We start from the raw sequence: 17,495 nt of genomic DNA on the forward strand, positions 1-17,495 counted from the left end.
TGAGCATTTCATGTGCGGACGCCTCATGCACGCACGCATACAGCGATATGCTGAAGTCGAACGAGTGAACTTATTCACTTAAGTTGCATTCCCTGACGGAACTTGCATCCGAAGAGTGCAGCCTAACTGGAAAGGGCCTGATCATGCCTTTGGTTGATGTGTGGCGAAAGCAACATACCATCCGGCCGACAGTGCTTATCGCGAGATTGTCTAGTAATGCGCGAGCGCTGAGGCACAATGGGGGCAGGTAGGGACGTATTGGATTTTTCGCGTGTTGTAGGAGGTTTCCGTGCAAAACATCGTCGAAGGCTTCAAGTCGCAGTATGCAAGAGAGCAGGAATCGGAACTCTCTCTCGAGGAGTACCTCAACCTCGCCAAAAGCGATCCCATGGCGTACGCCAGCCCCGCAGAACGCATGCTGGCGGCAATAGGCGAACCCGAAGTCGTGGATACGCGCAACGACCCACGTCTTTCCCGTTTGTTTTCCAACCGGACCATCCGACGCTATCCGGCGTTCCAGGAGTTCTACGGCATGGAGGACGTGATCGGACAGATCGTCGCGTTCTTCAAGCATGCCGCGCAGGGACTGGAAGAGCGCAAGCAAATCCTTTATCTGCTGGGCCCGGTGGGCGGCGGCAAGTCGTCCATCGCGGAGCGGCTCAAGTCGCTGATGGAGGCCTATCCCATCTACGCCTTGAAGGGGTCGCCGGTCAATGAATCGCCGCTCGGGCTGTTCCATCCGGAACGCTTCGGCGACACGCTTGAAAAGGAATACGGCATTCCCCGGCGCTACCTGAGCGGCATCATGTCGCCCTGGGCCGTGAAGCGCCTGAAGGAGTTCGACGGCGACATTTCGAAGTTCCGCGTCGTGCGCCTGAACCCGTCGGTGCTGCGCCAGATCGCCATCGCCAAGACTGAACCTGGCGATGAGAACAACCAGGACATTTCGTCGCTGGTGGGCAAGGTCGACATCCGCATGCTCGACCGCCACTCGCAGGACGATCCGGATGCATACAGCTACTCCGGCGGGCTGTGCCTGGCCAACCAGGGGCTGCTTGAATTCGTCGAGATGTTCAAGGCCCCGATCAAGATGCTGCATCCGTTGCTGACGGCGACCCAGGAAGGCAACTTCAAGGGCACCGAGGGCTTTTCCGCGATCCCGTTCAACGGCGCCATCCTGGCCCACTCGAACGAATCGGAATGGCAGACCTTCCGCAACAACAAGCACAACGAGGCGTTCCTCGACCGTATCTACATCGTCAAGGTGCCTTACTGCCTGCAGGTCTCGGAAGAGGTCCGCATCTACGAAAAGCTGCTGCACCACAGTTCGCTGTCGACGGCGCCATGCGCGCCGGGAACGCTGGACATGATGGCGCAGTTCTCGGTTCTGACGCGCCTGAAGGAACCTGAGAATTCCAGCATCTATTCGAAGCTGCGCGTCTACGACGGCGAAAGCCTGAAGGACGTGGATCCCAAGGCCAAGGCCTTGCAGGAATACAAGGACTACGCCGGCACGGACGAAGGCATGACCGGGGTGTCGACGCGTTTCGCGTACAAGATCCTGTCCAGCGTCTTCAACTACGACCAGACCGAAGTCGCCGCCAACCCGGTGCACCTGATGTACGTGCTCGAGCAGCGGATCGGCCGCGAGGACTATCCAGAGGAAATCCGCCGGCGCTATCTTGAATTCATCAAGGGCTACCTGGCGCCGCGCTATGCGGAATTCATCGGCAAGGAAATTCAGACCGCCTACCTGGAGTCGTACTCGGAATACGGCCAGAACATCTTCGACCGCTACGTGACCTTTGCCGACTGCTGGATCCAGGACGAGGAATTCCGCGACCCGGAAACCGGCGAAAGCTTCGACCGCAGCGCGCTCAACGACGAACTGGAAAAGATCGAGAAGCCGGCCGGCATCGCCAATCCGAAGGATTTCCGCAACGAGATCGTCAACTTCGTGCTGCGCGCGCGCGCCAACAACAACGGCCGCAACCCGACCTGGACCAGCTATGAAAAGCTGCGCGAAGTGATCGAGAAGAAGATGTTCTCGAACACCGAAGACCTGTTGCCGGTGATCTCGTTCAACGCCAAGGCGTCGGCCGAGGACAAGTCCAAGCACCAGAGCTTCGTGGATCGCATGGTTGAAAAGGGCTACACGGAAAAGCAGGTCAGGCTGCTGTGCGAGTGGTATCTCCGTGTGAGGAAGTCTTCCTGAGCGAGGTGAATCATGAATTCACTCATCGATCGCCGTCTTAACGGGCGCAATAAAAGCGCCGTCAACCGGGAGCGTTTTCTCCGGCGTTATAAGAACCAGATCCGCAAGGCGGTACACGGGATGATCCGCGACCGCTCCATCCAGGACATGGATCAGGGCGGCGAGATCAACCTGCCCGCCCGCGACATCTCCGAGCCGACCTTCCATCACGGCCAGGGCGGCGACCGCGAGATCGTGCACCCCGGCAACCGCGAGTTTGCCAAGGGAGACACCTTCGACCGGCCGCAAGGCGGGCAGGGGGAAGGCGGCTCCGAGCCGGGCGAAGGCGAATCGGTCGACCAGTTCACCTTCAGCCTGTCGCGGGCGGAATTCCTGAACCTGTTCTTCGAGGACCTGGAACTGCCGCACATGGCGCGCACGCAGCTGGGCGAGGTCAGCCAGAAGAAATGGCAGCGCGCCGGCTACACGACCACGGGCTCGCCCAGCATGCTGAGCATCAGCCGCACGCTCAAGTCCTCGCTGGCGCGCCGCGTGTCGCTCGGCGTGAAGGCGCGCGCCGATCTGGAGGATGCCGAGGAGCGCCTGGCCAAGGCGCTGGAAGCGGGCGCTCCCGCCGACGAGATCAAGGCGCTGGAGCAGGACGTCGAAGGTTGCCGCGAACGCCTGGCCCGCGTGCCTTTCCTGGACGACCTGGACCTGCGCTACCGCAACCGGGTGTCGGTGGCCATCCCGATGGCGCGCGCCGTCATGTTCTGCCTGATGGACGTGTCGGGCTCCATGGACGAAAACAAGAAGGACCTGGCCAAGCGCTTCTTTTCGCTGCTTTACCTGTTCCTGTCGCGCAAGTACGAACACGTGGACCTGGTCTTCATCCGCCACACCGACAACGCCGAGGAAGTCGACGAACATACCTTCTTCTACGATCCCAAGAGCGGCGGCACCATCGTGCTGTCGGCGCTGGAACTGATGCGCGAGATCCTGGAGAAGCGCTATCCGCCGACCGCCTGGAACGTGTACGCGGCGCAGGCCAGCGACGGCGACTCGTTCGGCGCCGACGCGGGCAAGAGCGCGCGCTTCCTGGCCGAACATCTGCTGCCGGCCACGCGCTACTTTGCCTACATCGAAGTGCCCGACTCGCAGGAGGCGCGCAAGAGCAGCCTGTGGGCGGAATATGAACAGAAACTGGAGCCGCATTTCGTCATGCGGCGCATCTGCGAACGCGGCGAGATCTTCCCCGTGTTCCATGACCTGTTCAAAAAGGAAACCGCATGAATGCCATCGTGGGAGCGCTCGTGGAACCGGAGGCCGCCGGCAGCGCCCGGCCCATCTCCCAGGGTTCCGAATGGACCTTCGAACTGATCCAGTCCTATGACGACGCGATCTCCAAGGTCGCCGCCGAATACGGACTGGACACGTACCCGAACCAGATCGAGGTAATCACCTCGGAACAGATGCTGGATGCCTATGCGTCGGCCGGTCTGCCTATCGGCTATCCGCACTGGTCGTACGGCAAGGAATTCATCCGCAACGAGCAGTTCTACCGCCGCGGCATGCAGGGGCTGGCGTACGAGATCGTCATCAACTCCAACCCTTGCATCTCCTATCTCATGGAAGAGAACTCCATGACGATGCAGGCGCTGGTGATCGCCCACGCCTGTTACGGCCACAACTCGTTCTTCAAGGGCAATTACCTGTTCCGGCAATGGACCGATGCCGACGGTGTGCTGGACTACCTGGTCTTCGCGCGCAAATACGTCATGTCCTGCGAGGACCGCTATGGCATCGACGCGGTGGAATCCTTGCTCGATTCCTGCCACGCGCTCTCGCACCACGGCGTGGACCGCTACAAGCGCCCCACGCCCATTTCCTACAAGGAAGAGGCCGCGCGCCAGGCCGAACGCCAGGAACATGCCCGGCTGCAGTACAACGATCTGTGGCGTACCCTGCCGCGCCTGGAGGCCGACAAGGACACCCACGTCGAGGCCTCGGTGTTTCCGCCGGAGCCCGAAGAGAACCTGCTGTACTTCATCGAGAAGTATTCGCCCAAGCTCGCGCCGTGGCAGAAGGAACTGGTGCGCATCGTCCGCAAGGTCGCGCAATACTTCTATCCGCAGACCCAGACCAAGGTCATGAACGAAGGCTGGGCCACGTTCTGGCACTACACCATCCTGAACCGGCTGCATGAAAAAGGCTTGGTCAACGACGGCTTCATGATGGAGTTCCTGCAAAGCCACACCAACGTGGTCAGCCAGCGCGGCTTCGACGAACGCGGCTACGGCGGCATCAACCCCTATGCGCTGGGCTTTGCCATGATGTCCGACATCCGCCGCATCTGCGAGGCGCCGACGGCCGAGGACCGGCGCTGGTTCCCCGACATCGCCGGCGGCGACTGGCTGAAGACGCTGGACTTCGCCATGCGCAACTTCAAGGACGAGTCCTTCATCTCGCAATACCTGTCGCCCCGCCTGATCCGCGAGTTCCGTTTCTTCGCGATCTCCGACCACCAGGCCAACCCCAAGCTCGAAGTCGCCGCCATCCACGACGACGAAGGCTACCGCGACATCCGCCGCCTGCTGGCTGCGCAACACAACCGCGACAACATGGTGCCGGACATCCAGGTGGTCCGCTTCAACCGCGACTCCGACCGTTCGCTGGTGCTGCGCCACCTGAAGAGCCGCGGCCGCCCGCTGGCGGGCGAGGACGCCGAACAAGTCATGAAGCATCTTGCGCGGTTGTGGGGCTTCAGGGTGCGGCTGGAGGAAACCGAGCCGGACGGCACCGTCAGCTCTTACCGGGAACAGGACCCGCCGGCCTCGGTTTCGTAGCGGCTGAAAGGGCAGAAGGGGGCGCTCACGGCGTCCCTTTTTCTTTGTCCGCTTGTCGGCGTTGCGCGAAATCTGCTAGAATCGCGGATTCGCATTTTCTGCAGCGGCTTGCCCGCAGCGAAAATCGCAGATAGGACAGGTGGCCGAGTGGTTGAAGGCGCACGCCTGGAAAGCGTGTATACGTCAAAAGCGTATCGGGGGTTCGAATCCCCCTCTGTCCGCCAGGAATACCTATGGATCGTCGCTTGGAACGAAGCGACGAACGCCCAAGCCCCACACGTGATGCACGGTGGGGCTTTTTCGTGCCTATTTGCCAGACGGTTTCACCCAGGGAAGTCGATAGCCCGGTGCTAAACTCGTTTTGGATATCTCTTAGTCCTTCCCCATGTACGACGGCACCGGCATGTACTCGCTGCGGGAAGCTGCTCGGCTAGTCCAAGCACAGTCTCGCGACCTCAATCGTTGGCTTTTTGGGTATCACTACCAAAAAGGCCGGGGCGACGATGCCGTTCGCGCCTTTTCCGCGCCGTTGTGGAAAACGCAGGTAGATTTGGCGGCTTACGATGAGCCCGTCATTGGTTTTCGCGATCTACTGGAGGTGCGCTTTGTGCAGGCGTTCATCGCTCACGGTGTGCCGCTAGCGGTGATCCGTAGATGCCTGGAGAACGCTCAGGCGATCTATGGCGTGGAGTATCCATTCACCACGCTGCAATTCAAGACCGACGGTAAGACCATATTCGGCGATGCCATCAAGCAGGTCGAGAGCGAGGGGACGATGGTCGACCTGCGCAGCAGGCAGGGCGTTTTCAAAGACATCATTCACCCGTCTCTGTACGCGGGAATCGAATACAACGGCTCCCAGGCAACGAGATGGTATCCGGCATCCCGGCGTGATCGAGTTGTGCTCGATCCTTCCCGGCAGTTCGGCAGTCCCATCATTGAGGACACGGGTACGCCTACTGATGCGCTGTACGCGTCTTTCCTGGCGGAAGGCGCTAACGACCGAGCGTTGCACATCACGTCCGAGGCCTACGACGTGGCGCCGAAGTATGTCCGTTCCGCCGTCAAGTTCGAAGAGAGCTTGCGGCGGACTGCAAATTGAACTTTCTGTTCGACAATAATCTGCCGCCTGGTTGGGCGGCCACATTCTCTGCCGCGAGCAAACGCATATTTCTTGATGCCGAGCTTGGCGAGGTGTGCCATCTACGCGAGAAATTTGCGGCGAATACCAAAGACGAGGAATGGCTGGCCGAGTTGGGTAGCGCCGGGCATTGGGCAATCGTATCTTGCGACAAATTTCGCAAGCATAGCGGCGCTGAACGTCAGGTCATTCGGCAGCGCGGGCTATCCGTGTTTGTACTTCAGCCATCTTGGGCTTCCAAGCGATATTGGGAAAAGCTGTCTCAATTTGCTTTGTGGTGGCCTCGCATCGTCGAACAGGCCAATGCGGTCGAGGCATCGACTGTCGAGGTGCCTTGGCGGATATCCGGTCGCTTCAAGCAGCTCTAGGCGACTCACGCGCGTCAGCGGAGGATGCCTCACGGCGTATGCTCCAGCAGACCCGCCAGCGCCGCAACAGACACCGGCTTGACCGGGGCCCGAGCGGTGAAGGCGCCCAGCGCGTCGACCTCCATTTTGCGCGTCGCGGCCAGCATATGGGCGACGGTATGCTGGCAATAGCGTCCCTGACAGAAACCCATCCCCGTGCGGCAGGCGAGCTTGATGCTGTTGACGTCGCTGACGTGGCGGTTGTCGTCCAGGAATGACTGCACGGCGCCGGCTGTGACTTCCTCGCAACGGCAGATGGTGGTTTGCGGCGTGGCGAGTTTTGCCAGGGCGTCCAGTCTTGGTTCGAAGAATCGAAGCACGGTTTCGCTGAAGCGGCATACTTTTCGGCGCGCGTCGTCTTCTTCGCGCAATGACGCCTGGATGGTTTGGTCGGGTGTGCCGCCATGCAGATCCAGCACGGCCTGCAAGGCGGCGATGCGCCCTTCGATGGCAGCCATTTCGGCGCCGCCGATGCCGGCGGGTTCTCCCGCCACGAAAATCCGCGGCTGGTTGGTTCGCATGCGTTCGTCATGCGACACGATCCAGCCGCCTTGCTCCGGCCGCCAGACGCTTGCGCAGCCGGCCTGCCGAGCCAGCTCGGTGGAGGCGAGCAGCCCGTAGCCTGTGACCAGGATGTCGGCCTGCAGCGTGCGTTCGGTTCCTGCAATGGGCTCCCAATCGGGCGTGGCGTCGCTCAACACAATCTGCTCCACGGCCTCATTTCCCGTGGCGCGCGTCAGCAGCGTGCCAAAGCGTATCGGGACCCGATGCCGTCGCAGGTTGCGCAGTGCGCCGGCGGCCTGCCGGAACAGGCTGAGGTGTCCTGGCAGCGCCCGCCAGGACGACAGCATTTCGGCCAACGCGGGTTTCGGCCGCGCAATGGCGACTTCTGCGACTTCGGCGCCGGACTCGACCAGAAGATCCGCGACCAGCAGCAGCAAGGGGTGCGAGCCAGCCAGAACAAATCGTTTTCCAGGCCGGAGAAACTGGCTCTTCATCAAGGTCTGTACGCCACCGGCGGACATGACGCCGGGCAGCGTCCAGCCGGGAAAGGCCACGGGCAGGTCGTAGGCGCCGGTGGCGATCAACAGCGCAGCGCCGTCGATCAGCGAGGCCTGATTACCCCGGTTGATGCCGACCCGTACGCCGGGATGGTCCGGCGTGCGGAAGACGCCCCAGGCGGTGCTGCCGAAGCGCCATTGGATCCGCGTCGACTGCCGCGCCCGTTCTAGCAGTTGCCGGCCGAAAGGATAGCTCTTGAAGGCGCTGCTGGGCTCGCTCTTGAAGGTGCCGGGCGCCTGTCTGAAGATCTGCCCGCCGACGTCGTGTTGTTCATCGATCACGACGACGCGCAGTCCGTGCTCGGTTGCGGTCAATGCCGCCGACAGGCCCGCGGGTCCGGCTCCCACGATGATGAGATCAAACCGCGTGTCCGCCTGCTTGGCGGTGTTCTGGTTGGCGCTATTTAACATTCGAAGGAACCTCGATGCGCATGTCTTCCGTTGCCAAGGTCATGCAACTGCGTATCGACCCGCAGCCGTCGATGGTGACCAGGCATTCGAAGCAGACGCCCATGTTGCAGACGGGCGCGTGCGCCGCGTGGCCGTGGCTGCGGCGGAACACCGAGACGCCAGCGGCCAGCAGGGCTGTGGCGACTGTCTCGCCGGGATAGGTCCAGGCCTCGCGGCCGTTGATGTGGATGCGGATGGGGGCGGGTCTGGCAACCCGGTCCTGCAGTCGTGTGGCGTCAGGCAAAGGTCAAGCTCCCGAAGCGTTTGGGGTCGTAGGGAGAGGTGTCGAAGGTTCTGGCGCGGCCCAGTATCTCGTCGGCCAGGATTTGCGCATAGGTGGGTCCCAGCGTGAAAGCGGACCCGCCCGTGGCGATAAAAAGGCCGGCCGCCTTGGGGACTGCGCCGATAAGCGGCAGCTGGTCCGCAACCAGGGCGGTGGCGCCGGTCCAGACGCGCAACACGGGAAGTTCGCCGACCGCGGGTACGACGGACGTGGCCGCGCTCAGGTTGCCCGCCATTGAGGGCAGCAACAGGTCCGGCTGGCGCTCGAGGTCGAGTATGCCGTCGGCCTGAGGCAGCGCGGCAGGCCAGCCGCCGCCGATGAGCACATTGCCTTCTGGCGTCTGCTTCATGGAGAGGCGCCGCCCCGCATGCTGGATCAGGTGCTTGATGAACGGCTGCGCGCGCGCGGTGGCGGCCATGGTCAGGCCGACGGCGCTGACTGGCAGTGTCACGCCCGCCATTTGCGCGATCCTGCCCGACCACACGCCTGCGGCAAGCACCACGTTGTCGGCTTGGCAGGATGCGCCGCCGTCCAACGCGATGCGCCATGTTCTTCCGTCACGCCGCAGCGAACGCACGCCGGTCGCGCTGCGGATGCGCGCGCCAAGGCGGGCGGCGGCCCGGGCGTAGGCCAACGCGCTGCGCCTCGGGTCGGCCTTGCCTTCGCCGGGGCAGAAGGCTGCCGCGAGCAGTGACTGGCTCAGGTAGGGCGCACGGGTCCGCAAAGCGTCGCGATCAAGCAGCTCAATCTGCAAGCCGGCGGCCTGCTCGAGCGCAACTTTCTGCTCCAGCCGTTCCACTTGCTCAGTGGTTTCAGCCACCATCAGCCCGCCATGCTGGACCACGCCAAGATCGTCCTGCAGTTCGGCACCAAGCCCGCTCCAGGCGCGCTGGGCGTGCAGGTGCAGCGGAAGGGCTTCGGCGGCCTTGCGCGCGCTCTCCAGGCCATGCTCGATCATGCGGTACTCAAGCTGGAAATGAAGACTTCCGGCATTGCGGCCCGATGCCTGGCTGTTGAGCTGGCTTTTTTCAGCCAAAAGCACATCGACTCCGGTCTTGGCCAAGTAGTAGGCGATTGCGCAGCCCAACAGGCCGCCGCCGATGACGAGGGTGGAGGCGCGAACGCAGGCGTCCGTATCCGCGGGTGTGGCAGAAGTCACGATTGTTCCAGCGGCACCGTTTCGATGCCCAGTCCTTCCAGCGTGGCGCGGACCTGGCCGACTTCGGCCTCGGTCAGTTCCAGCAGGGGGCGGCGGACGTATCCGGCGGGCACGCCTCGCAGCCGCAGCGCCGTCTTGAGGATGGCCTGAGCGCTGCCGAAATTGCCGGCGAAATCCTTGTTGAACCAAGCGCCCATGATGATCCGGTCGCGCTCGCCCAGCATGACGGCCGCCGCCTTGTCGCCGGCCGCTATGCAGCGCCAGAAGTCAGGGTGGTCCGCGCCCAGCACGCCGCCAGCGCCCATGAGGCCGTCGGCCACGCCGAGCGCGGACAGGTCGGCGCCCAGCGCCGAGGTCGGCATGTTGAAGTAGCGGACCTTGTGGCCCAATTGATACGCGCCTTTCAGGAACATGCCGAAGTCGGGCGTGGAGTTCTTGATAGCGACCACATGGTCGATATCGGCCAGTTCGTCCAGGAGGTCCACGTCCATGTCGACGACGCACCCGCGAGGCCAGTTGTAGATGCAGATGGGGATGTCGGTGGCGTCGGAGACGTCCTGGTAGAACTGCAGGAGTTCCCTGCGGCTGGGCACGATGTAGGGGGGCGGCGTCAGGATGATGCCGTCCAACCCCGCGCGTTGCGCGGCACGCGCATGCTGGATGGCTTCCGCGGCGGTATAGGCATTGCAGCCGCCCAGGACGGTGAAGCGGCCGTTGATCGCGCGGCTCGCTTCCTGGAAGAGCAGCGCGCGTTCGGCCTCGTTCATGCTGAACCATTCGCCGGAGGTTCCGGCCAGGATCACGCCGTGCATGCGCTCCTGCACATACCATTCGAGTTGCTTGGGCAGGGCCGTCCAGTCCAGTTCGCCATTGCGCTTGAAGGGCGTGGTGATGGCGGGGATGTACCCGGTCCAGTTGATGTCATTGCGGTTCATGCAGAGGTTCCTTGGTCCAGTGCCGCGTCGGCTTCGATTTCGATGAGGAATTCAGGCAGGGCCAGCGTCTGAACACCGATGAACGTGTTGGCGCCAGGCGTCGCGTCGCCATAGAAGGCGCTGATCTCGGCGCATATCGGTCCCAGGTTTTCCGGCTTGTGATCGACCACGTAAGTGCGCAGGCGCAGCACGTCGGCCGGCGTGGCGCCGGCGGCGGCCAGCACCTGCTTGAGGTTGCTCAGCGCCTGCCGGGCTTGCGCGACCACGTCGCCCGCGCCGATCAGGTTGCGATCCTTGTCCCACGCGACCTGGCCAGCCAGGTGCAGGCTGCGCGCGCCGCGCAGTTCAACGGCATGCGAAAAGCCGAACGGCAGGCTCGCGTACATGGAATCGGGGTTGATGGCGATGCGTGTCACGATGCGATGCTCCAGGAGTGTGCAAGGTATGGGCTGCCAGCCTGTTCAGGCTGACGGGGCATGGGCCGCAAGTTCGAAGATGTTCTTCCAAGGATCCAGAAAGCGCTGGAATTGCGAGCCTGACGTGGGGCCGTCGGAAAAGGCGATGCGTTCGAAGACCGTGCAGCCGTTGTCGCGCAGCAGTTGCGCGGCGGCGTCCAGATCCTGGACTTCGATGCTGAGGTGATAGCTGCCTACCTGGTCGCAGGTGGCGGGGATGCGGATGTCGTCGGGCGTTTTCTCGTATTCGAAGATCTCGATCCTGGCGCCGCCGGGCAGCACGAGCATGGCGAGTTCGAGCCCAGCGCCTTTGACGCCCAGGTGCGCTTCCGTCCAGTCGCGGCCATCCGTGGCGCCTGGCAGTTGCGCGGCATGGACCGGGCCGAGCCGATACAGCACCTGCGCACCGAAAACGCGCTCATAGAACGCGACCGCCGGATCGAGTCTTTCGACGGTCCAGGACACGTGGTCGATACGAGAAATTCCCAGGGGATTGTTCTGCACGGCGTTGCTCCATGAAAGTCGGGACGAGCGCCGCCGCGCCGGGGCGACGCGGCGTACGGATCCTGCGTAGTCAGAGTTCGGTCAGGGGCTGGGGGGCGTGATGGACAGTAGGATTTCAGTCGCTGCTGCGGAGTCGTTGCGGTAGCGGTGTGCAAGCCGGGCGTCGAACGAGATGCTTTCGCCGCTGGCGACCACATAGTCCACGCCGGCGATCTGTGCGATCAGTTCGCCGCGGATGACGTAGACGGATTCGCTTGATGGGTGACCGCGAGGCTCATCCGCTGAAACCTGTCCAGGTTCGAGCACTGCCCGCAGCACTTCCAGGTCGCCCTGGCCGGCGGTCAGCCGTTCGTAGCCGACCTGTCCCGCCGGGGCGGTCAATTTGGTGCGATTGCCGGGGCGGCTTATCCAGACTGAAGGCGCGCTGGGTTCCGCAAAAAGCGAAGTGATGGATTCGCCAAACACCGCGGCCAGGCGGCGGATGGTTTCGAGGCTGGGGTCGGTGATGGAGCGCTCCACCTGACTCAGCAGGGTGGCGGATACCCCCGCCTGGGCCGCCAGATCGCGCAGCGACAGGTTGCGCGCCGTCCTCAGCTCTTTCAAGCGTTCACCAATCATGTTGCCTATTCCGTATCTGCTGAATCTAGATGTGCACTGGTAGTGCACATTTTGTGTGCCGATGTATGAAGCAAGTGTACAGCAAAGATAGCTTCGCTTCTCTGGGAAACGAAAATTTGTAGAGTAGTGGTAAACACTAGTGCGTCTTGTGGTGTAGATCTGCGTAGAATTTCTGTGCAGTATGGATGCACAAAACGTCATCCAATAGTGCAGTCAAACTTTACGTGAGTCTCCAATGGAAAATCTGGTTCAACCGGCTCGCCGGCCTGGGCGGCAGCTGCATCGATGGCTGCTCATTCTTCCCTTTATCTGGCAGGCGGCGCTCGCTCCCCTTGTGAACGACGTGGCGTACCGGCCGATGAACCTGCCGTTCCCGATGGCCTGGCAAATGGCCGGAATCGTGTTGGCCAGCATCGTGATCGGCGTCGTGTTCCGGTTGGACCGGATCGCCGGCGTTGATGACGAAGAGGCTGCCTTCCTGGCAGCGACCGCCGCGCAGAACGGGAGCCACCCATGACGCTGGGCATCGTGTTCATCATTTTGCTGGCGACGCTCGCCGGCGCGCTGGGCTATGGCCGCCGGGCCAAGCGCGGCAAGACCCTTGCCGAGTGGGCGGTCGGCGGCCGCAGTCTGGGGACGTTGATCTTCTGGTTCATGAACGCGGGAGAGGTCTACACCACCTTCGCCGTGCTGGGCATTTCGGGATATGCATGGGCGCTGGGAGCGCCCGCCTATCTGGCGTTCTGCTCAGTGTCGTTGAGCTACGCGCTGGGGTACTGGCTGATGCCCAAGATCTGGCGCGCCGGCCGGGCCGGCGGCTTCGTGACGCAAGCCGACTACTTTGCCGCGCGCTATGGCGCGCCTTGGCTGGGGGTGCTGACAGGCGTCATAGGCATCGCTTCGCTGGTCATTTATGTGCAGATCCAGCTGATCAGCCTCGGGCTGGTGGTGCAGCTGACGCTGGATGGCCGAGTCTCGACCGTGACGGCAACGTTGGTCGCCGCCGCGTTGATGATCGCATTCGTGTTCGCGGCCGGCATGCGTTCGGCGGCGTTTGCCGCGGGCATCAAGGATGTGCTGATGATCGTGGTCGTGGTGATGCTGAGCGCCACCGTGGCGGGTACGGTCGGCGCCGCTTCGCTGCTCGACATCTTCGACATGGCTGAAGCCGCCTATCCCGGAATCGGCAAGTTTCCGGGCATCGATCCGGCTTCACCGACGACTTCGGTCTGGCTCATGACTTCCGCGCTGAACATCGCGTTGGGCAACTGGGTCTTTCCGCATCTTTTCCAGATGTGCTATTCGGCGCACAGCGCAACCGTGATCCGGCGCAATGCCATCTGGCAACCGCTGTATTCGCTGGCCTACTTCTTCATCATCCTGCTGGGGTTCGCGGCCTTGCTTGCCGGCACGCAGCCGCCGGGGAACAACCTGAACGCCGCGTTGCTGCAATTCGTCGCTACGTCCTATCCCTCGTGGGTGGTGGGGCTGGTGGCGGGCACGGGTTTCCTGCTGGCGCTGGTACCTGGATCGCTGTTGCTGCTGTCGGCGGGCACCATCTTCACGCGCAATATCGTGCAGCCGTTCTGGAAGGGAATGCCCGACGCCATGTCGTTGCGCCTGTCGCGCGCGTCGCTGATCTGCTTTGCCTTGATTGCGGCATTCCTGTCCATCCATCAGGGCAGCTCGCTGGTGCGGATCCTGCTGAATGCCTACGCGGCGATCGGCATGCTGGCCCCGCCGGTGTTCCTCGGCTTTCTTTGGAAGCGCACCACCGCGGCAGGCGTGCTGGCCGGGCTGGCCGCAGGGTTCATAGCGCTGCTTGCGCCGTTCGCGTCGCAGTATTGGGAAACCGTGGCGCCCGAGTGGGAGCCGGGCCTCATCGCGATGGCGATCAATGCCGTGGCGGTGATCGTGGTCAGTCTTTTGACCTCGGCTCCCAGGCCCGCGGCGATCGCCGTTGGCGTGTATCCCGCCGCGCTGTCGCCCTCGGTCTCCCTGCGCGACCAGAAACCCTAGCGCCGCGCGCAGCCTCCATGAAGAGAGGCTGCTTCCCCCAACAGATCCGATGCCTGCCCATCCGGCCGCCATGTTGCCGGGTGCGGCCTCGTGCGCCCCAGTCCCTCCTTGTTTGAGAGCAATTCATGAAGAAGATCGGCTTGTGTCTTTCCCTGCTGGTAGTCGCCCCGCAGACCTTTGCGGCCCAGAGCAGCGTCGAGCTGTACGGCATGCTTGACTCCGGCCTGACTTATGTCAGCGGCGGCGGCAACGGCAGCTCCATTCACGCCGACATCTGCGGTCCGCAGGGCTGCAACCGGTTCGGCTTGCGCGGCCGCGAGGATCTGGGCGATGGCGTGTCCACCGTGTTCGTCCTGGAGAATGGCTTCAATCTGCAGAACGGCAAGCTCGGCCAGGGCGGCTTGCTGTTCGGCCGTCAGGCTTATGTCGGCTTTTCCAGCGAACGCTATGGCGTCTTGACGCTCGGACGACAATACGATTCCCTGTCGGACACCGTCGGCATGTTCCCGTCCAGCAACAACTTCGCGACGGGCTATGGCTCGCACTTCGGCGACCTGAACAACCTGAATCAGTCGATCCGGATCAACAACGCGGTGAAGTATGTGAGCCCGAACGCGAGTGGCTTGCGTTTGCACAGCATGTATAGCTTTGGCGGGCAGACGGGCGATTTTGCCGCGAACCGCTCGTGGGCATTGGCCGGCTCGTATGCTGACGGGCCGCTCGCGATGGCGGTGGGCTATTTGGACATACACCCGCCCGCGACCCGCGCCAATGGCACGGGGGGCGTGTACGAGTCCAACGGCAATTATGTCGGCGCGCTGGGCCAGTACGTGGGTTTGCAGGATGCTGATGCGATGAAGGTGCTAGGCGTCGGGGCGTCCTACCAGTTCGGCGCGGCGACTGTCGGCTTCACCTATGCGCGTACGCTGCTTCGGAACAGCCAGTACTTTGTTGTGAACGGGTTTCCCGGCGCAGGCAATGGCGGCGACTTTACGATGGACAGCTATGAGGTGATGACAACCTACCGGTTCACGCCGGCGTTTTCCTTTGGCGTGGCGTACATCTATAACGCCGGCCGCGCGGATTACCAGAAACTGAAGCCGAAGTTCCATCAGGTCAATCTGGGCGCCAGCTACACGCTTTCGAAAAGAACGGAACTCTACAGCGCGGTCATCCTGCAAAAGGCGGGCGGCGATGGCATCGCGCCCGTGCTGGGCGCGGGCGGCGCCGTCGTCGGACGCGCCGCGATCGCGGAGATCCCGGGGGCTGGCGCCGATTCGGGGTCCAACAGGCAAGCGCTGGTGACGATGGGCTTCAGCCACCGGTTCTGACGGCGGCTGGCCGCGAGGCCAGCCCGTCTTGCGGCGCCGCCCGGCGTGTTCAACCGGGCGGCGTCCGACGGTGTAACGCTTACGCGCCCACCGGCTTTCCATCCGTACGCCGCACCACCACCGTCGCCGAACGCGCGTCGCCCCCGCCCGTGCGCAACGTGTTCCACGTCTGATCCGGGTGCTGGATGTTGATGAAGAACGTGGTCAGGTCCGGCGTGTAGGCGATGCCGGTGATTTCGCAGCCCAGCGGGCCGACCAGGAAGCGCTTGGATTCGCCGGTCTTCTGGTCGATGTAGTACATCGAGTTGTTGCCGAAGAAGTCCGTGGTCGAGGCGCTGGTGCCGGCGTCGGTCTGGACCCACAGGCGGCCCTTGGGGTCGACGCGGATGCCGTCGGGGCTGGAGAAGGTGTCGCCGTTGACGTTGCCCGTCAGGTTGGCGGCCACGCCGTCGGCCTTGTCGCGGCCGGCCAGCAGCAGCAGGTCCCACTCGAAGGTGGTGGCCAGGGGCGAGTCGCCGCGCTCGTGCCAGCGGATGATGTGGCCGTGCGAGTTGTTGACGCGCGGGTTGGCGGCGCTGGTGCGCTTGCGGCTGCCGTTGTTGGTCAGCGTGCAGTACACGGTCTTGTCCACGCCCACCGTGATCCATTCCGGGCGGTCCATCAGCGTGGCGCCGGCGACGCGGGCGGCGGCGCCGGTGTTGACCAGCACGTCGGCCTGCGTATTGAAGTTGACGAGCTTGCCGGTGATCACGGTGCCGCTGGCGACCTGCGTGAAGTTGCCGGGATCGGTGGCGCCGGCGGTCAGGTTGTTCTTGCCCACGGTCAGTTCGACCCAGTTGCCGCTGCCATCGTCATTGAAGCGCGCGGCGTACAGCGTGCCTTCGTCCAGCAGGCCCATGTTGGCGGCGCGGTTGGCGGGATCGTACGGCTTGCTCGGCACGAACTTGTAGATGCAGCCAGGCGTGGTGTCGTCGCCCATGTAGAAAGCAACACGGTTGTTCTCGTCCAGCATGAAGGCCGTGTTTTCATGGCTGAAGCGGCCCATCGCGGTGCGCTTGACGGCGGTCGAATCCGGGTTCTGGGGATCGATTTCCACCACCCAGCCATAGCCTTCGTCGGCCGGCTTGCCGGCGTCGCCGGTCTTGTAGTGGTAGTTGTTGAGCGTTTCTTCGCAGGTCAGGTAGGTGCCCCAGGGCGTGTCGCCGCTGGAACAGTTGTTCAGCGTGCCGACGACGGTGTCGCCCACGACGGACTTGGCCGGACCGCTGACGTTGTAGACGGTGTTGCCGGTGTAGCGCTTGTTGTAGCGCGAGTCGGTCTTGACGGCCCATGCGCCATTGGCGCTGCGCGCGATTTCGATGACGGACACGCCGACGTTGGACAGGCGGGTCTTCACGCCTTCGACGCTCTGGTCCAGGGTCTCGTCGTCCAGCGCTTCATGGTTCAGCACCAGCAGGCCGCCCTGGTTGGGGTCCACGCCGGGCAGGGCATAGAAGTGCATGCCATCGTGCTGGCCGCCGGATTGGGTTTCCGTGGCGGGATAGGACTGCGGCACGCCGGCGTAGCCAGCCGAGCCGATCATGCACTTGTCGCCGGCGGAGTAGAGCACTTCGGCCACGTAACCTGCGGGAACCGTGACGGTGTCGGCGACGATCTTGTCGGCCAGCGGGGTGAACGTGACGGAATAGTCGGGGCCGGGGGGCGGCTTGGTGCCGCCTTCGCCCGGCTCGTTGCCGGAGGTGTCGTCGTCGTCATCGTCGCTGCCGCCACAGGCGGTCAGCAGGGTCGATGCGCCGAACACGGACAGCATTGACAGGCCGAAGCTGTTCTTCAGCAAAGTGCGGCGCTGGGGATTCGCGGCGACGATTTCGTCGAACATCTGCCCGGGAACGGTGACTTCGTCTTGGGCTTCGCGATAGGGGGCGCGCAATTTATCAGTCAAGTAAGACATTCCAACCTCATAGTGTCGCGATCGAGTCGCTCAATTGTTTGTAAGCAAAACGAAAGCGAGGTTAAAGGTCGGTCGTTACAACGGGGTGACGATAGTGTGAAGTCCTTATGGTTAAGTGGGTAGTCCGCCGCCTGACCGAGC

Annotated in this window: 16 protein-coding genes and 1 tRNA gene; 9 read left to right on the forward strand and 8 right to left on the reverse strand. The window is 63.1% G+C overall.

Translation table 11 applies throughout. The features are described from left to right. Window positions 1–298 precede the first annotated feature (298 nt). The 6 genes from AC1RHV_RS26915 (at window position 299) to AC1RHV_RS26940 (ending at window position 6,549) form a co-directional block, all read left to right on the forward strand. Window positions 299–2,215 carry a PrkA family serine protein kinase gene (locus AC1RHV_RS26915; RefSeq protein ID WP_492302310.1) on the forward strand — a complete coding sequence of 639 codons (1,917 nt, stop codon included), beginning with the start codon at window positions 299–301 and terminating at the stop codon, window positions 2,213–2,215. A 12-nt stretch (window positions 2,216–2,227) separates the two neighbouring features. Next, window positions 2,228–3,487 (forward strand): YeaH/YhbH family protein, encoded by a 1,260-nt coding sequence (locus AC1RHV_RS26920; RefSeq protein ID WP_054458415.1) that lies wholly within the window; start codon window positions 2,228–2,230, stop codon window positions 3,485–3,487. Then, window positions 3,484–5,040 (forward strand): SpoVR family protein, encoded by a 1,557-nt coding sequence (locus tag AC1RHV_RS26925; protein WP_492302279.1) that lies wholly within the window; start codon window positions 3,484–3,486, stop codon window positions 5,038–5,040. The genes AC1RHV_RS26920 and AC1RHV_RS26925 overlap by 4 nt, the downstream gene beginning before the upstream one ends. Window positions 5,041–5,173: 133 nt before the next feature. After that, a tRNA-Ser gene (locus tag AC1RHV_RS26930) sits at window positions 5,174–5,264 on the forward strand. Between the two features lie 161 nt (window positions 5,265–5,425). After that, a complete protein-coding gene (locus AC1RHV_RS26935; protein WP_492302280.1) occupies window positions 5,426–6,142 on the forward strand; it encodes a DUF433 domain-containing protein in 717 nt (238 codons plus the stop codon). Beyond that, window positions 6,139–6,549, forward strand: coding sequence for a PIN-like domain-containing protein (locus tag AC1RHV_RS26940; RefSeq protein WP_492302281.1), 411 nt, complete (start codon window positions 6,139–6,141; stop codon window positions 6,547–6,549). Before AC1RHV_RS26935 ends, AC1RHV_RS26940 begins: the two co-directional genes overlap by 4 nt. Window positions 6,550–6,578: 29 nt before the next feature. On the opposite strand, the gene AC1RHV_RS26945 is transcribed toward AC1RHV_RS26940, so the two are convergent. From AC1RHV_RS26945 to AC1RHV_RS26975, 7 genes are all read right to left on the reverse strand, one after another. Further along, window positions 6,579–8,060, reverse strand: coding sequence for an FAD-dependent oxidoreductase (locus AC1RHV_RS26945; RefSeq protein WP_492302282.1), 1,482 nt, complete (start codon window positions 8,058–8,060; stop codon window positions 6,579–6,581). Beyond that, entirely contained in the window at window positions 8,050–8,343 is a 294-nt protein-coding gene (locus AC1RHV_RS26950) for a (2Fe-2S)-binding protein (protein WP_492302283.1), read from the reverse strand. Before AC1RHV_RS26950 ends, AC1RHV_RS26945 begins: the two co-directional genes overlap by 11 nt. Then, window positions 8,336–9,541 (reverse strand): NAD(P)/FAD-dependent oxidoreductase, encoded by a 1,206-nt coding sequence (locus AC1RHV_RS26955; protein ID WP_492302284.1) that lies wholly within the window; start codon window positions 9,539–9,541, stop codon window positions 8,336–8,338. Before AC1RHV_RS26955 ends, AC1RHV_RS26950 begins: the two co-directional genes overlap by 8 nt. Beyond that, window positions 9,538–10,476 carry a dihydrodipicolinate synthase family protein gene (locus AC1RHV_RS26960; RefSeq protein WP_492302285.1) on the reverse strand — a complete coding sequence of 313 codons (939 nt, stop codon included), beginning with the start codon at window positions 10,474–10,476 and terminating at the stop codon, window positions 9,538–9,540. The genes AC1RHV_RS26955 and AC1RHV_RS26960 overlap by 4 nt, the downstream gene beginning before the upstream one ends. Beyond that, window positions 10,473–10,892 carry a RidA family protein gene (locus AC1RHV_RS26965; RefSeq protein WP_492302286.1) on the reverse strand — a complete coding sequence of 140 codons (420 nt, stop codon included), beginning with the start codon at window positions 10,890–10,892 and terminating at the stop codon, window positions 10,473–10,475. The genes AC1RHV_RS26960 and AC1RHV_RS26965 overlap by 4 nt, the downstream gene beginning before the upstream one ends. Before the next feature lie 45 nt (window positions 10,893–10,937). Beyond that, the gene (locus AC1RHV_RS26970; protein ID WP_492302287.1) at window positions 10,938–11,435 is read right to left on the reverse strand and encodes a VOC family protein; all 498 of its coding nucleotides are present in this window, start codon (window positions 11,433–11,435) and stop codon (window positions 10,938–10,940) included. Between the two features lie 81 nt (window positions 11,436–11,516). Next, window positions 11,517–12,053 carry a helix-turn-helix domain-containing protein gene (locus AC1RHV_RS26975; protein ID WP_492302288.1) on the reverse strand — a complete coding sequence of 179 codons (537 nt, stop codon included), beginning with the start codon at window positions 12,051–12,053 and terminating at the stop codon, window positions 11,517–11,519. A gap of 235 nt (window positions 12,054–12,288) precedes the next feature. On the opposite strand from AC1RHV_RS26975, the gene AC1RHV_RS26980 reads away from it, so the two are divergent. The 3 genes from AC1RHV_RS26980 (at window position 12,289) to AC1RHV_RS26990 (ending at window position 15,403) form a co-directional block, all read left to right on the forward strand. Next, window positions 12,289–12,570, forward strand: coding sequence for a DUF3311 domain-containing protein (locus AC1RHV_RS26980; RefSeq protein WP_492302289.1), 282 nt, complete (start codon window positions 12,289–12,291; stop codon window positions 12,568–12,570). Further along, window positions 12,567–14,072: a sodium:solute symporter family protein gene (locus AC1RHV_RS26985; protein ID WP_492302290.1), complete on the forward strand. Its 1,506-nt coding sequence runs from the start codon at window positions 12,567–12,569 to the stop codon at window positions 14,070–14,072. The genes AC1RHV_RS26980 and AC1RHV_RS26985 overlap by 4 nt, the downstream gene beginning before the upstream one ends. 125 nt (window positions 14,073–14,197) lie before the next feature. Next, window positions 14,198–15,403, forward strand: a complete 1,206-nt coding sequence (locus AC1RHV_RS26990; RefSeq protein WP_492302291.1) for a porin — start codon at window positions 14,198–14,200, stop codon at window positions 15,401–15,403. A 79-nt stretch (window positions 15,404–15,482) separates the two neighbouring features. Here the strand turns inward: AC1RHV_RS26990 and AC1RHV_RS26995 are convergent, their stop codons facing one another. Beyond that, window positions 15,483–17,354 (reverse strand): PhoX family protein, encoded by a 1,872-nt coding sequence (locus tag AC1RHV_RS26995; RefSeq protein ID WP_492302292.1) that lies wholly within the window; start codon window positions 17,352–17,354, stop codon window positions 15,483–15,485. Window positions 17,355–17,495: the final 141 nt, after the last annotated feature.

Source organism: Achromobacter sp. GW823-FHT04E03 (assembly GCF_058796095.1).

What these genes read in the sequence shown, in the direction of transcription:
- AC1RHV_RS26920 (WP_054458415.1), top strand. Translation starts at nt 2,228, where the DNA reads ATGAATTCACTCATCGATCGCCGTCTTAACGGGCGCAATAAAAGCGCC.
- AC1RHV_RS26925 (WP_492302279.1), top strand. Translation starts at nt 3,484, where the DNA reads ATGAATGCCATCGTGGGAGCGCTCGTGGAACCGGAGGCCGCCGGCAGC.
- AC1RHV_RS26935 (WP_492302280.1), top strand. Translation starts at nt 5,426, where the DNA reads ATGTACGACGGCACCGGCATGTACTCGCTGCGGGAAGCTGCTCGGCTA.
- AC1RHV_RS26945 (WP_492302282.1), bottom strand. Translation starts at nt 8,060, where the DNA reads ATGTTAAATAGCGCCAACCAGAACACCGCCAAGCAGGCGGACACGCGG.
- AC1RHV_RS26960 (WP_492302285.1), bottom strand. Translation starts at nt 10,476, where the DNA reads ATGAACCGCAATGACATCAACTGGACCGGGTACATCCCCGCCATCACC.
- AC1RHV_RS26975 (WP_492302288.1), bottom strand. Translation starts at nt 12,053, where the DNA reads ATGATTGGTGAACGCTTGAAAGAGCTGAGGACGGCGCGCAACCTGTCG.
- AC1RHV_RS26980 (WP_492302289.1), top strand. Translation starts at nt 12,289, where the DNA reads ATGGAAAATCTGGTTCAACCGGCTCGCCGGCCTGGGCGGCAGCTGCAT.
- AC1RHV_RS26985 (WP_492302290.1), top strand. Translation starts at nt 12,567, where the DNA reads ATGACGCTGGGCATCGTGTTCATCATTTTGCTGGCGACGCTCGCCGGC.
- AC1RHV_RS26990 (WP_492302291.1), top strand. Translation starts at nt 14,198, where the DNA reads ATGAAGAAGATCGGCTTGTGTCTTTCCCTGCTGGTAGTCGCCCCGCAG.
- AC1RHV_RS26995 (WP_492302292.1), bottom strand. Translation starts at nt 17,354, where the DNA reads ATGTCTTACTTGACTGATAAATTGCGCGCCCCCTATCGCGAAGCCCAA.